General features: G+C 71.4%; 14 protein-coding genes. 7 read left to right on the top strand and 7 right to left on the bottom strand.

Going from position 1 to position 13,406, the window contains the following annotated elements; all coding sequences use genetic code 11:
- Positions 1 to 68 precede the first annotated feature (68 nt).
- On the bottom strand, positions 69 to 2,285 hold the full coding sequence (locus Q0741_RS04840) for a TonB-dependent receptor (protein WP_298232058.1): 2,217 nt from the start codon (positions 2,283 to 2,285) through the stop codon (positions 69 to 71).
- 103 nt (positions 2,286 to 2,388) lie between these two features.
- Between Q0741_RS04840 and Q0741_RS04835 the strand changes: the two genes are divergently transcribed.
- Entirely contained in the window at positions 2,389 to 3,405 is a 1,017-nt protein-coding gene (locus Q0741_RS04835) for a TIM44-like domain-containing protein (RefSeq protein WP_298232057.1), read from the top strand.
- A 17-nt stretch (positions 3,406 to 3,422) separates the two neighbouring features.
- Positions 3,423 to 3,977, top strand: a complete 555-nt coding sequence (locus Q0741_RS04830; protein ID WP_298232056.1) for a tyrosine-protein phosphatase — start codon at positions 3,423 to 3,425, stop codon at positions 3,975 to 3,977.
- A 70-nt stretch (positions 3,978 to 4,047) separates the two neighbouring features.
- Here Q0741_RS04830 and Q0741_RS04825 read toward each other — a convergent pair whose 3' ends face one another.
- On the bottom strand, positions 4,048 to 4,260 hold the full coding sequence (locus Q0741_RS04825; RefSeq protein ID WP_298232055.1) for a cold-shock protein: 213 nt from the start codon (positions 4,258 to 4,260) through the stop codon (positions 4,048 to 4,050).
- A gap of 250 nt (positions 4,261 to 4,510) precedes the next feature.
- On the opposite strand from Q0741_RS04825, the gene Q0741_RS04820 reads away from it, so the two are divergent.
- Genes Q0741_RS04820 through Q0741_RS04810 form a run of 3 tightly spaced genes read left to right on the top strand, consistent with a single transcriptional unit; the run spans position 4,511 to position 6,523 of the window.
- A complete protein-coding gene (locus tag Q0741_RS04820) occupies positions 4,511 to 5,140 on the top strand; it encodes a pseudouridine synthase (protein ID WP_298232054.1) in 630 nt (209 codons plus the stop codon).
- 19 nt (positions 5,141 to 5,159) lie between these two features.
- The gene (locus Q0741_RS04815) at positions 5,160 to 5,756 is read left to right on the top strand and encodes a flavin reductase family protein (protein ID WP_298232053.1); all 597 of its coding nucleotides are present in this window, start codon (positions 5,160 to 5,162) and stop codon (positions 5,754 to 5,756) included.
- Entirely contained in the window at positions 5,753 to 6,523 is a 771-nt protein-coding gene (locus Q0741_RS04810; RefSeq protein WP_298232052.1) for an SDR family NAD(P)-dependent oxidoreductase, read from the top strand. The genes Q0741_RS04815 and Q0741_RS04810 overlap by 4 nt, the downstream gene beginning before the upstream one ends.
- Positions 6,524 to 6,527: 4 nt before the next feature.
- Here Q0741_RS04810 and Q0741_RS04805 read toward each other — a convergent pair whose 3' ends face one another.
- Entirely contained in the window at positions 6,528 to 7,088 is a 561-nt protein-coding gene (locus tag Q0741_RS04805) for a 2'-5' RNA ligase family protein (RefSeq protein ID WP_298232051.1), read from the bottom strand.
- Between the two features lie 230 nt (positions 7,089 to 7,318).
- Between Q0741_RS04805 and Q0741_RS04800 the strand changes: the two genes are divergently transcribed.
- Complete coding sequence (locus Q0741_RS04800; RefSeq protein WP_298232066.1) at positions 7,319 to 8,500, top strand: MFS transporter; 1,182 nt, start codon at positions 7,319 to 7,321, stop codon at positions 8,498 to 8,500.
- Positions 8,501 to 8,510: 10 nt separating this feature from the next.
- Here Q0741_RS04800 and Q0741_RS04795 read toward each other — a convergent pair whose 3' ends face one another.
- From Q0741_RS04795 to Q0741_RS04780, 4 genes are all read right to left on the bottom strand, one after another.
- Positions 8,511 to 9,644: a YbdK family carboxylate-amine ligase gene (locus Q0741_RS04795; RefSeq protein ID WP_298232050.1), complete on the bottom strand. Its 1,134-nt coding sequence runs from the start codon at positions 9,642 to 9,644 to the stop codon at positions 8,511 to 8,513.
- 42 nt (positions 9,645 to 9,686) lie between these two features.
- Positions 9,687 to 10,889: a cation:proton antiporter gene (locus Q0741_RS04790; RefSeq protein ID WP_298232049.1), complete on the bottom strand. Its 1,203-nt coding sequence runs from the start codon at positions 10,887 to 10,889 to the stop codon at positions 9,687 to 9,689.
- A 132-nt stretch (positions 10,890 to 11,021) separates the two neighbouring features.
- A complete protein-coding gene (locus Q0741_RS04785) occupies positions 11,022 to 11,765 on the bottom strand; it encodes a 2OG-Fe dioxygenase family protein (RefSeq protein ID WP_298232048.1) in 744 nt (247 codons plus the stop codon).
- 53 nt (positions 11,766 to 11,818) lie between these two features.
- Positions 11,819 to 12,706, bottom strand: a complete 888-nt coding sequence (locus Q0741_RS04780) for an ion transporter (RefSeq protein WP_298232047.1) — start codon at positions 12,704 to 12,706, stop codon at positions 11,819 to 11,821.
- A 113-nt stretch (positions 12,707 to 12,819) separates the two neighbouring features.
- Here Q0741_RS04780 and Q0741_RS04775 point away from each other — a divergent pair, with 113 nt between their 5' ends.
- Complete coding sequence (locus Q0741_RS04775) at positions 12,820 to 13,371, top strand: YaeQ family protein (RefSeq protein ID WP_298232046.1); 552 nt, start codon at positions 12,820 to 12,822, stop codon at positions 13,369 to 13,371.
- Positions 13,372 to 13,406 lie beyond the last annotated feature (35 nt).

Raw genomic sequence — 13,406 nt, 5'->3', positions numbered from 1 at the left:
CCGGTGTTCGTGGACACCCGCCTTCGCGGGTGTGACGGGGTTATTTCAGTCGCTACGACGAACTGGAATTACAGCTTCATCTCCACCCGCAGCATCCAGTCCACGTAGCTCCGGCTCACCGTCCGCGCGCTCTCGTACAGGGTGCCGTCGTCGTAAACGCTGCCGCGCACGTAGTCCGGCGAACTGAAGTTGGAGGCCGACAGCCGCAGCCCCAGCGTGGGGCTCACGGTCCATAGCGCGTAGGCGTCGAACACCGGCTTGCGGCCCTGCACCGCCGTCTCGGTGGGCGACAGCCGGGTCACGTAGCCCGGCGTCCAGTGCAGGTTGGCGCCCACCTTCAGCGGCAGCGCGCGCAGCGTCCAGTCCGCACCCAGATTGGCCGACATGCCCGGCTGCTGCTCCACGCGGTTGTCCGGCCCCGGCACCGACTCCACGCGGGAGCGATAGAAATTGGCGCTGGCGCGCAGGTCCACCGACGGCGCGGGCGCCATGAATTCGCGCAGCGCGACCTTCGCCTCGAACTCCAGCCCCTGCACCGTCGCGTCGCCCACGTTGTGGGGCCGGTTCACCCAGCGCTCGCCCGGCGCGGGCGGCAGCGTCTCGTAGCGCACGAGATCGCTGATCCGGCGGTGGAACACGCCGGCGCTCAGCAGCCCGCCGCCAGGCAGGTAGCGCTCGAAGCTCAGGTCCAGGCCGGTGGCCAGCTCGGGGCGCAGCGCCGGGTTGCCGGCGCGGTCCGGGCTGGTGGCGCTGTTGTTCACGCTCAGCAGCGGACGGCCCACCAGGCTGTTCAGCGCCGGCGCGCGGTAGCTGCGCGTGAGGCTCATGCGCAGCTGGTCACGCCGCTTCGGATCGGGCTTCCATACCGCGTGCAGCAGCGGGCTCCACACGGCGCTGCGGTTGCGCTGCCCGCCGTCCAGCCCCTCGCCGCGGGTCTCGATGCTTTCCCAGCGCAAGCCGGCATGCGCGGCCCAATGCCGGTTGATCTCCCACTCGTCCTGCGCGTAGACGGCCACGCGCTGCGAGCGCGCCTGCAGCCCGGTGCCGTAGCCAGGGAAGCGGGGCAAGCCATCGCTCAGGTACGTGCGCAGCTCCTCGCGCCGCGCGCCTTCCAGCTCCAGCCCGGCCACGCCGCTGTGCGCGTCGGCCAGCAGCGTGGAGGCCTTGACGCCGGCGTTCCAGCGCTGGTCGGTGATGGTGGCCTGGTCGCTCTCCCCCGGCAGCGGCGAGTCCGAGGCGTTGCGCTTGAAGCGCTCCACCTCGTCCTCGTAGCGCCAGCGGCCGGCGCCGGCGCGCCACTCCAGCCGCGTGCCGTCGCCCAGGCGTTGCGTGCGCTGCGCGCTCAGCCGCAGCAGGTTGAAATCGGCCTGGCCGCGGCCGTCGAGCTGCGTGTAGGGGGCGGTGGCCGCCGGGTCCTGCACCAGCGCGCCGTGGCGGCGGCTGTCGGTGCCCGACAGGATGGCGAAGGGCGTGAGCGTGAAGGCCTCGCCCTCACCCAGCTTCCACTGCAGCCGGCCGTTGAGCGTCAGGCGCCGGCGCTCGGTCGCGCCGTCGGTGCTTTCCTGGCGGCGCAGCGTGGGCATGCCCGCAACGTCCTGCTCCAGCGTGCTGACGCTGTGCGTGTTGAAACGCGTGTGCACCGCGTTGGCGCCGAAGGTGTAGGACAGCGCACCGTCGCCGCCGCTGCGCGTCCAGCTCAGCCCGGGGCTCCAGCGCCCGTCCTCCAGGCCCAGCGACAGGCGCAGGTCGTTGAGGCGCTTCCTGAAACTCTCGCGCGTGACGATGTTGATGGTGCCGGCGACGGCGCGCGCGCCGGTCTCGGCCGTGGGCGCGCGCAGGATCTCGATGCGCTCGATCTGCTCAGGGGCGATGGAGTCGATCTCGAAGCCCGGCGGCGTGCGCTCGCCGTCGAGCAGGATCTGCGTGTAGCCGCCGCCCAGCCCGCGCAGGCGCGGATTGCCGCCGCGCCCGGGCGCGCCGTCCAGCGTCACGCCCGGCAGCCGCTTGAGCACCTCGCCCAGCGAGGCGTCGCCGAAGCGCTCGATCTCCTCGCGCCCGATCACGGTCCGGGCCACGGTGGACTGGCGCCGCTCCTGCATCTCGCCGCCGCTGCGCTCGCCGGTGATCTCCACGCGCTGCGGCGCCGGGACGTCCGGGGCGGGCACGGGGGCTGCCGGCAGTGCCGACACGGTCTGGGCGGATGCGCCGCCGGCCAGGGCACAGGCCGCGGCGATGAGCTCCAGGCCCAGGCCATGGGCGCGGAATGCAGGTTTCGGGAAAGGCATGCCCAAAATTGTCATTCACCCGCCTTGGGGAACTTTGGGGGGCCCTCATCATTCAGAGACTCAAGCCCGGGCCGTTGCCCGGACGTCGGAGAGAGACCAAGCAATGAACAAGACAAGGACTGGACTGCTGGGCGCGCTGATGCTGGCCGTGGCGGCCGCGTCGTTCACGCCCATCGTGGCAGAGGCCAAGCGCCTGGGCGGTGGCGGCTCGGCGGGCATCCAGCGCAGCACGCCGCAGCGCAGCACGCCGCAGACGCCGCCGCCCAACCAGGCGACGCCGAACCAGGCTGCCCCCAACCAGGCCGCACCGGCCCAGCAAGCCGCTCCCGCAGCGGCCGGCACGGCGGCCGCGGCTGCGGCGCCCAAGCGCAATTGGCTCGGCCCCGTGGCCGGCCTGGCCGCGGGCCTGGGCATCGCGGCGCTGCTGAGCCACTTCGGCATGGGTGAGGCGGTGGCGAACTTCGTGATGATGGCGCTGCTGGCCATTGCCGCGATCTTCCTGATCCGCTTCCTGGTCAGCCGCTTCGCCGGCAAGAAGGCCGGTCCGCAGCCGGCCTACGCCGGCGCCGCGGCGGGCACCAGCACCAACGGCAGCATGGCCTCGCCGTGGAACGCGCAGCAGGGGCTGAGCCAGCCGATGCAGCGCCAGGCCGAGGGCTTCAACGTCGCCCAGCCGGGCACGGGCTTCACCACGGCCGGCATGGACGGCAGCGCGGTGGCGCCGGCGGCCTCCGGCCCGAACCTGCCGGCGGACTTCGACCAGGCGTCCTTCGAGCGCGCGGCCAAGATGATCTTCATCCGCATGCAGGCCGCCAACGATGCCGCCGACCTCAACGACCTGCGCCAGTTCACCACGCCGGAGCTGTTCGCCCACCTGCGCCTGGACCTGCAGGAGCGCGGCGGCAAGGCCCAGACCACCGACGTGGTGCGCGTGGACGCGCAAGTGCTGGACTGGGTGCAGGAGCGTGACCAGCAGGTGGTGAGCGTGCGCTACAGCGGCCTGGTCCGCGAGGAGCGCGACGCGCCGGCGGCCGACTTCGACGAGGTCTGGCACCTGGTGCGCCCGGCCGACGGCAGCCGCGACTGGGCCATTGCCGGCATCCAGCAGTACTCGCACTGAATCGGGAGCCACGGCGCATGAACGCCCCGTCCATCACCACGACCGCGAGCGCGGGGCAGCCGTCCAGCACGCCCCTGGCAGGCGACGGCAGCGTTCCGGTGATGCGCGGCGTGGCGCTGCCGCCCGGCGTGCCGGGGCAGCTGTGGCTGTCGGCCATGCCGGGGCGCTTCGAGCCGATGAAGCGCTTCCTGGCCGAGGCCCGGCAGCGACGGCTGTCGCTGGTGCTGTGCCTGGCACCCGTGGAGGAGCTCGCGGAGCTGTCGCCGGCCTACCGCTCGGCCGTGGCGCAGGGCACGCTGCCCTTCCGCTGGCTGAACCTGCCGATGCGCAATTTCGGGCTGCCGCCGGATCTGCCGGAGTTCCATGCCGGCATCGCGCAAGCCACCGAGGCGCTGCGCGCGGGCGACGCGGTGCTGCTGCACTGCGCCGCTGGGCTGGGGCGCACCGGTAGCGCCGCAGCCTGCGTGCTCAAGGCGCTGGGCCTGCCCACAGTGCAAGCGCTGCAGCGCGTGCGGGAGGCGGGCTCCAATCCGCAGACGGCACAGCAGACGGGGCTGGTCGAGCGCTTCTGAGACGGCCCGCACCCGACTCCAACGAAAAACGCGGCCCAGGGCCGCGTTTTTTCATGGGAGGAGAACCCGCTTACAGGGCGCGGATCTTGGCAGCCTGCAGGCCCTTGGGCCCCTCACGCACTTCGAATTCCACACGTTGGTTTTCCTTGAGGCTCTTGAAGCCGTCGGCCTGGATTTCGCTGAAATGGGCGAAAACGTCCTTGCCGCCGCCATCTGGCGTGATGAAACCAAAGCCCTTGCCGTCATCGAACCACTTGACGATGCCGGATTGTTGGATGCTCATGAGAAAAACCTTTTTCGTGGATGCATTGAAACCCGGCCGGTGTTCCTCCCGAGGCCGGAGCGGAAACGCTCAGAAAACGCAGCATGGAAATTCAAACCGGGCCGGCCGCAGCGGCATCCGCAAGGACGCCGCGGGGCTCAGGAGGAAAGCCACGCCATGACGTGTCTAAACATTTCTGCGTGGACCATTCTACACACGCCCCCTTGTGCCGCCAGGACAAGAAATCGGACCTATATGCTCACAAACTCATATGGATCGAATTTCCTTACTCCATTCTGACGAATATCTTCTGATCCTCGTCAAACCTTCCGGGCTTTTGGCGGTACCGGGGCGCACCGAACCCGATTGCCTGGCGGCCCGCGCCCAGGCGCAATTTCCCGACGCGCTGGTGGTGCACCGGCTGGACATGGCGACCTCGGGACTGATCGCCATGGGCCGGGGCGCCGAGGCGCAGCGTTTCCTGAGCATCGCCTTCGCCGAACGCCGCGTGCACAAGCGCTACGTGGCGGTGGTGGACGGGCACCTGGAAGCGCCGCCCGGCGGCTGGGGCGAGATCGCGCTGCCGCTGCGCTGCGACTGGCCCAACCGGCCGCGGCAGATGGTCGATCACGCGCTTGGTAAACCCTCGCTGACGCGCTGGCGCGTGCTGGCGCACGAGGACCAGGCCACGCGCGTGGAGCTGGAGCCGGTGACGGGGCGCTCGCACCAGCTGCGCGTGCACCTGGCGACACTGGGGCATCCGATCCTGGGCGACGAGCTGTATGCGCCGCCGGCGGTGCTGGCGCGCGCGCCGCGGCTGCTCCTGCACGCGGCGGAGCTGGCGCTGCCGCACCCGGGCGATGGCACGGTCATGCGCTTCGCCGATCCGGCGCCCTTCTGAGCGCCGGCATCATGGCGCCATGCGTCAAGACGTTCCCCTGCCCCAGGCCTACCGCCTGATGAACCACGGGCCGACCGTGCTCGTGAGCGCCGCCCACGGCGGCCGCCGCAACCTCATGGCCGCCGCCTGGGCCATGCCGCTGGACTTCGATCCGCCCAAGGTGGCGGTGGTGCTGGACAAGAGCACTTTTACAAGGCGGCTGATCGAGGGCTCCGGCGAATTCGCGCTCAACCTGCCCTGCCGCGCCCAGGCCGACATGGCCTACACCGTGGGCAGCTGCGGCGGCGAGGCGCTGGACAAGTTCGAGGCTTTCGGCATCGGCAGCTTCGCCGGGCAGGCAACGCAGGCGCCGCTGATCGAAGGCTGCGTGGCCTGGCTGGAGTGCCGGCTGCTGCCGCAGCCCGCGCTGCAGGCGCAGCACGATCTCTTCCTGGCCGAGGTGGTGGCGGCGCAGGCCGACGCGCGCGCCTATGCCCACGGGCGCTGGCAGTTCCGCGACGGCCCCGACGCGGACCCGGCGCTGGACGCCCTGCGCACGCTGCACCACATCGCCGGCGGGCGCTTCTTCCTCTGCGGCGAGCAGGTGCAGGCCCATTCGATGGGGGACAAGACATGAGCACGAACCAGAACCGATTGGTCATCCTCACCGGCGCCTCGCGCGGCATGGGCCGCGCCCTGGCCGTGGCGCTGCTGCGGCGCGAAGGCACGCGGCTGCTGACGCTGTCGCGCCGTCCCGACGCGACGCTGGAAGGCGAGGCACGCGCCCAGGGCGTGGCGCTGGAGCAGTGGGCGCAGGACCTGGCGCAGCCCGTGGCGGCCGCCGAGCGGCTGGAGGCTTGGCTGCGGGCGCAGGCCGGCACGCCCGTGGCCGAGGCTGTGCTGGTCAACAACGCCGCGCTGCTGACGCCGCCCGGGCCGGTGGAGGGCGTGGAGGCGCCGTTGCTGTCGGACGCGCTGCGCGTGGGGCTGGAGGCGCCGGTGCTGCTCACACGCGCCTTCCTGCGCGCCACCGAGCCTTGGAGCGCGGCGCGCAAGGTGCTGAACATTTCCTCGGGCCTGGGCCGGCGCGCCATGGCGGCTAGCGCGCCCTACTGCGCGGTCAAGGCCGGGCTGGACCATTTCACCCGCGCGCTGGCGCTGGACGAGGCGCTCAAGCCCCGGGGGGCGCGCGTGGTGTCGCTGGCGCCGGGCGTGATCGATACCGACATGCAGGTGCAACTGCGCGGCGCCGATCCCACGCATTTCCCCGATCGCGACCGCTTCGTGCAGCTGCGCGAACAGGGCCTGCTGGACAGCCCGGAGCAGGCCGCGGCCAAGCTGCTGGCGTACCTGGAGCGCCTGGATTACGGGGCGCAGCCGGTGGCGGATGTGAGGGAGCCCTGATCCCTCACACCGCCTCCGCCGTCCTCAGCACCTTGTAGAAGCCGCCGTCCGACTGCACCAGCGCCATCTGTGAGAAGCGCCAGTGCAGCGGCGGCGGGTTGGTGGGGGGTTTGGCACCCTGGGCCTGGCGCGCCAGCGTCAGGTGCGGACGCCAGGGACGCGCCTCCAGCGAGATCCCGAGCTGGCGCAGCCGCAGCCCCAGCTGCGCATGCAGCGACAGCAGCGACGGTGGCACCGCTTCGGGCTCCAGCACCGCAATGCCGCCGCGCCACAGCGCCGGGTGCGAGAAGGTCAGCTCCGCGGCGCTGAAGGAAGCGGGCATCGCCTGCACCACACCCTCCACCGCGGACTGCGGCACCTCGCCGATGAAGTGCAGCGTCAGGTGCAGCTTGGACGCCGGCGTGGGCCGCGCCTGCGGCGGCCAGCGCCAGAGCTGCTGGTGCGAGCGCGCTTCCCAGCGCTGCGCGTCATCAGGCCACAAGCCTATGAAAAGCCGCGCCTGGGCTGCGGCCGGAGAAGTGGAGTTGTTATCGGACTGCACGGCGGAGGCTTCGAACGGTTGCATGCCCCCTACCCTAGCCGGCCCGCGCGCTTCGCGTAAGCTGTTACTGCTCATTTCCCTGCCGTGCGCAGGCATCGCGGCCCGCCTCACCGGCGCCCGCCGCATCGAGCACCCACCCCACACCGTTGTTCCCGGCCGCCGCGCGCGGTGGCCGGCCGTCAGTCATGACTGCTGTCCTTCCTCCCGCCGCCGAGGTGGTGCCCACCGCGGCGCTGCGCTCTTTTCGCCCCTTCATGCTTTTCTGGTGGGGCCGCCTGGCCGGTACCACCGCGCAGCAGATGCTCATGGTGGCGTTGGGCTGGCAGATGTACGACACCACCGCCAGCGCCTGGGACCTGGGCCTGGTGGGCCTGCTGCAGTTCATCCCGGCGCTGGTGCTGACGCTGCCGGCCGGCCACATCGTGGACCGCCACGACCGCCGCCGCCTGCTGGCGATGTGCCTGGCGCTGCAGCTGCTGGTGGGCCTGCTGCTGGCACTGGGCACGGCCGGCGGCTGGATCGGGCGCGAGCTGATCCTGGGCTTGTCGCTGCTGCTGGGCGTGGCGCGCGCGTTCCAGATGCCCTCGCAGCAGGCGCTGACGCCCACGCTGGTGCCGGCGGCCGTGCTGCCGCGGGCGCTGGCCTTCAGCTCCGGCGCGACGCAGGCGGCGGTGGTGGCCGGGCCGGCGCTGGGCGGCTTTCTCTACGCCGCTGGGGCCACGGTGGTCTACGGCGTGTGCGCGGCGCTGTTCGCGTTGGGCTGTGTGCTGATCCTGCGCATCACGCCGGTGGCGCGTTCGGCGCACCGCGAGCCGGCGAGCTGGAACACCATGCTCGCGGGCCTGCGCTTCATCTGGCATCGCCAGGCCATCCTGGGCGCGCTGTCGCTGGATCTCTTCGCCGTGCTGCTGGGCGGCGCCACGGCGCTGCTGCCCATCTTCGCCCGCGACATCCTGCACACCGGGCCCTGGGGCCTGGGCCTGCTGCGCGCGGCGCCGGCGGTGGGGGCGCTGGCCGTGTCGGTGTGGCTCACGCACGTGCCCATCGAGCGCCGCGTGGGACGCGTGATGCTGCAGGCCGTGGGCGTGTACGGGCTGTGCATGCTGGTGTTCGGCTGGTCCACCAGCTTCATCGTCTCGTTCGTGGCGCTGCTGGTGTCGGGCGCGGCGGACATGGTGAGCGTGGTGATCCGCCAGACGCTGGTGCAACTGGACACGCCCGACGAGATGCGCGGGCGCGTGGCGGCAGCCAATTCGATCTTCATCGGCGCGAGCAACCAGCTCGGCGAGTTCGAGTCCGGCGCAACCGCCGCGGCCTTCGGCCCGGTCGGCTCGGTGATCCTGGGCGGCGTGGGCACGCTGGTGGTGGTGGGGCTGTGGTTCCGCCTCTTCCCGGCACTGGCGCAGCGCGACCGGCTGCAGGCATCGGCGCCTTGAGGCGGAGTCCTCACAGCGTCGCCGCCCTCCCCTCGAAGCGCAGGCACTGCCGCCGCACGACCTCGGGCAGGTAGCGCTCGTGCGCCTGCACGGCGCGCAGCCAGGTGGCGTCGCTGCCGTCGTCGCGGCCGAGCATGTCGCGCAACAACAGCAGCGCGGGCTCGGCACGCAGCTCGATGGCGTGCGGCTCGATCTCCTTGAGCGTCTGCGCGATCTGCGCCCGCAGCGACTGGCGCTCGGCGCTGCGCGGGTCCACCACCTCGCCGTCCAGCCCGAAGCGGCAGGCCTGGAAGCGGTTGTAGGTGTAGGCGAGGTAGTCGTCCTCGCGCGGCTGGAAGGGCTCCTCCAGCACCAGGCGCCGCGCCACGCACTGCAGGTACGCGGCGATGGCGGCGGCCTTCTCGATGCTCAGCGGCGTGTCCATCACGCGCACCTCGATCGTTCCGTACTCGGGCTTGGGGCGGATGTCCCAGTAGAAGTCCTTCATCGACTCGACCACGCCGGTGTGGTGCATCTTGCCGAAGTAGGTCTGGAACTCCTTCCAGGTGAGCACCCACGGCGCGCGGCCCGAGAGCGGGAATGCGAACACCGAGTTCAGCCGCGCGCTCTGAAAACCCGTGTCGCTGCCCTGCACATAGGGCGAGGAGGCCGACAGCGCGATGGCGTGGGGCACGTAGCGCTGCAGCGCGTGCAGCAGCCACAGCGCCTGGTCCGCGCCGGGGCAGCCGATGTGCACGTGCTGCCCGAAGACGGTGAACTGCTTGCTGAGATAGCCGTAGAGCTCGGAAACCTGGCGATAGCGCGGGGTGTCGTAGATGCGCCGCCGGCTCCAGTCCTGGAAGGGGTGCGTGCCGCCGCCGCACAGGCGCAGGTTCTGCTGCTGCGCGCACTCCACCAGCGTGTCGCGCACCTCGCGCAGCTGCGTGATCACCTGCGCGTGCTCGCGGCACACGCCGGTGGAGAGCTCGATCATGCTGCTGGTGATCTCGGGCTTCACGTCCGCGGCCAGCTTGTGGCGGCTCACCAGGCGCAGCAGGTCGTCCGAGCCGGGCGTGAGGTCGTAGTCGTGGCGGCTGACGATCTGCAGCTCCAGTTCCACGCCCAGCGTGAAGGACTCGGAACTGGCGAAGGGCGGCAGGCTCATGGCGGTTCTCCTTCCAACGGTGGACCGGGACGAAGGCGGGCTTCAGCGCGGCTGCTCGTGCACCTCGGTTTCCCGGGCAAGGCGCAGTCCGTACAGCAGCACCAGCGGCGCGGGCAGCTCCAGCAGGGCCACCATGCTCAGCAGCAGCGGCATGAGCTGCGGCGCGATGCCCGGGTGCTGCGCCGCGAAGTCCAGCGCCAGCAGCCAGGCGGTGCCGGACATGGGCAGCAGCGCCGCGCCCAGGCAGCCGGCCTGACGCCAGCTCAGCCCGCTGGCAGGCGCCAGCATCGCCACCGCGGCGAGCTTGGCCAGAGCACGCGCCAGCAGCAGCGCGGCGGCAATGCCGATGGCCTCGGGCAGCGCCGAGGGTGACCAGGCCGAGGCCGCCGCCACGAACAGCACCAGCGCCAGCACCCCGCCGGCACTGCCGAACTGGCGCCGCCACACCCAGGGCCGCGGATGGCGGTTGCGCAGCCAGATGCCCGCCAGCAGCGGTACCAGCAGCGTGGAGAGCTGCAGCGTCTTGGCCAGCGCCAGGGCCAGCAACATGCAGCCCAGCAGCAGCGCCACGGCGTTGTCCTGGCGCAGGTCCAGCCGCCGCGCGATGAGGCCCAGCGCCGACCCGAGCAGCGTGCCCAGCACGATGGAACCGCCGAAGTTCAGCAGCACCGGCAGCAGCGCCTGCTGCCACGCCGGGTCGCTCAGGCGCAGTCCGGCGCTCCAGGCCTGCAGCAGCAGCACGGCGTAGAGGGTGTTGAGCGCGCTGAGCGTGCTCAGCCGCTCCGTGACCTGCCCGGCGGCGTCGCACTCGGCGATCACGCGCTGCACCACCGCCGGCGACACGCTGACCGCGATCAGCGCCAGCACCCCGGCCACGGACTGCGGCACCTGCAGCCACAGCGCCACCGAGTACACCGCCAGCGCGCTGAGCAGCGACTCCATCACGCTGGTGGCCAGCAGCGCCGGGTTGCGCAGCAGCCAGTGCAGGTTCAGCCGCGCGCCGGCCTCGAACAGCAGCAGTGCCAGCGCCATGTCCACCACCAGGCGCAGCGCGGTCTCGCCGCCGCTGGCGCCCAGGCCGGCAATGGCCAGCAGGCAGCCCACGGCGCCGTAGCCCATGAGCCGCGGCCAGTGCAGCAGCCGCCACAAGCCCTCGCCCAGCAGCGCCGCCAGGATCAGCACCAGGGTCGCACCCAGCAGGGTGTCCGGGCGCAGGGCCCAGGGGGCGGTGACGAAACTCTCCATGACGCTGCGGGCTGATCGGGGGCCGCCGACTTTGCCGCAGCGCAGCATGTGCGGGTGCAACGGGAGGTGTCGCCGCCGCATCCCGTTCGGACTGAGCCCATCGACAAGCTCAGGGCGAACGGGAAAAGGTTCTCAGCGGTGCAGCGGGTCCTCCGGCCCCTGGAAGCCGCCCTTGCGCAGCGTCACCACCAGCGTGTCGCGCCAGCCCAGCTCGCCTTCGGGCTGGATGGGGGTGGTTTCGTGGATGACTCGGGTGTCGTCCAGCAGCAGCAGCGTGCCGGGCTCGCTCATGGTGAAGCGCAGGCCCTGCGGGCCGTTGATGTCGAAGACGCGCGACTCGCCGCCCTTGACGCCGTGGCGCCGCAGCAGCAGCACCGACACCAGGTCCACGCCGTCGCGGTGCGCGCCTTCGGGGGTGGGCCGGCCGATGCCGTCGGTGGTATCGATGCGGAACACGTGCGCCTCGACGAACCAGGGCTGCACGCCGCGCAGCGCGTCGGCGCGCGCGGCCAGCAGCCGCAGCAGCGCCATCCACAGCGGGTCGGCCTCCAGCGCGGGCTCCAGCGGTTCGAACCAGCGCTCGATGCCGCCATGCAGCGCGTTGTATTCCACCGGCTGCCAGTGCGCGCGGTGCGGCACGGGCTGCACGCGGCCCTCGGTGATCACGTAGTTGGCATGGCGGCGGCGCCGGTAGCGGCCGCCGTCGCGCAGGTAGGCATCGGGCGGCAGGCGGTCCCAAAACGGCTGCCAGGCCTGCAGCGCGTCGGGCGCGGCATGCAGCAGCGACTGCAGCGCCTGCGGCGACAGCACCGCGTGGCCCTGCGTGCACAGGACGTCGTCGAGCCGGGCGGGGTCGGTGAAGGGCGGGGCCAGCATGGGGACCTTTCAGGCAGGAAAACGGACAAGGATAGAGCGCGCGGCGCGGCGCCTCAGCGGTCGTGGCGGTAGGGCGTGAGCGGTGCGCCGCAGTCGCGGCAGAAATGGGCGTCGGGCTCGTGGCCCTCGCTCAGGCAGCTCGGGCAGGTGCGCGTGGTGGGGCGGTGGCGCGTGCGCTGGGCCGTGAACTCGGCGCTGACGATGCCCGTGGGCACGGCCAGCGTGCCCCAGCCCAGCAGCATCATGACCGAGGCGATGAGGCGGCCCAGATCGGTCTTGGGCGTGAGATCGCCGAAGCCCACGGTGGTCATGGTCGTGACGGCCCAGTACACCGAGACCGGGATGTTGGTGAAGCCGTTGGCCGCCCCTTCCACCACGTACATCAGCGTGCCCATGACCACCACCACCATGAGCACGAAGGACAGGAACACCAGGATCTTGCGCCGGCTGGCCATCAGCGCCCGGCCCAGCGCACCGTACTCGGCCACGTACTCGCCGAGCTTGAGGATCCGGAACAGCCGCAGCAGCCGCAACACGCGCACGTCGATGAGCGCGTGCAGCCCCGGCACGAGGACCGAGAGGTAGGTGGGCAGGATCGCCAGCAGGTCGATGACGCCGAAGAAGCTGCGCGCGTAGCGCAGCGGGCGCTGCACGCAACTCAACCGCGCGAAATACTCCAGCGTGAACAGCAGCGTGAAGGCCCACTCCAGCGCGTCGAAGACCGGCTTCCAGCGCGCGTGCAGGCTCTCCACGCTGTCGAGCATCACCACCACCACGCTGGCGACGATCAGGCCGATGAGCACCAGGTCGAAGGCGCGGCCGGCCGGGGTGTCGGCCTCAAAGACGACGGTGTAGAGCTTGAGCTTCCAGCCTGAGAGCGGCCGGCCCAGGCGCCGGGCATCCGGGACGACGGGCGTGAAGGGCGTGGTGCTGTGATCCATGAACGAACGGCGACTGCAGGGCCGGATTTTCGGCTGTGGCACAGTCGCGCCCCGCTGCCCTTTCGCAAACCCAGAAGAGTTTTTCCGATGTCCCGTATCGCCGGAGCGCGCGCATGGCGCTGAAGTCCACCATCTACAAGGCCCAGCTGCAGCTGGCCGACATGGACCGCCATGTCTACGCCGACCACTCGCTGACGCTGGCGCGCCACCCCTCCGAGACCGAGGAGCGGCTGATGATGCGGGTGCTGGCCTTCGCGCTGCACGTGGCCGCCGACGACAGCCACGGCCAGCTCGAATTCACCAAGGGCCTGTCGGACGTGGACGAGCCCGCGCTGTGGCACAAGGACCTCACCGGGCAGCTGCTGCACTGGATCGAGCTGGGCCAGCCCGAGGAGCGCCGGCTGCTCAAGGCTGCCGGGCGCGCCGAGCGGGTCACGGTGATCTCCTACGCCAGCTCCACGCCGGTGTGGTGGGCGCCGCTGCAGGGCAAGCTCACCCGCGTGCCCAACGTGACGGTGTGGCAGGTGCCGGCCGAGCAGAGCCAGGCGCTGGCGGCACTGGCGCAGCGCGGCATGAACCTGCAGGTGACGGTGCAGGACGGCATCGTGTGGGTCGGCGACGGGCAGAGCTCGGTGCAGATCGAGCCTGTGAAGCTCACAGCCTGAGCCGCCATGGGGGCGGCCGGGCCGGCGCCACAATG

This window comes from uncultured Azohydromonas sp., assembly GCF_937926365.1.
Classification (GTDB): Bacteria; Pseudomonadota; Gammaproteobacteria; order Burkholderiales; family Burkholderiaceae_C; genus Azohydromonas.
The sequence above is the reverse complement of the archived record's forward strand: the minus strand, read 5'-3'. Positions and strand labels throughout refer to the sequence as shown.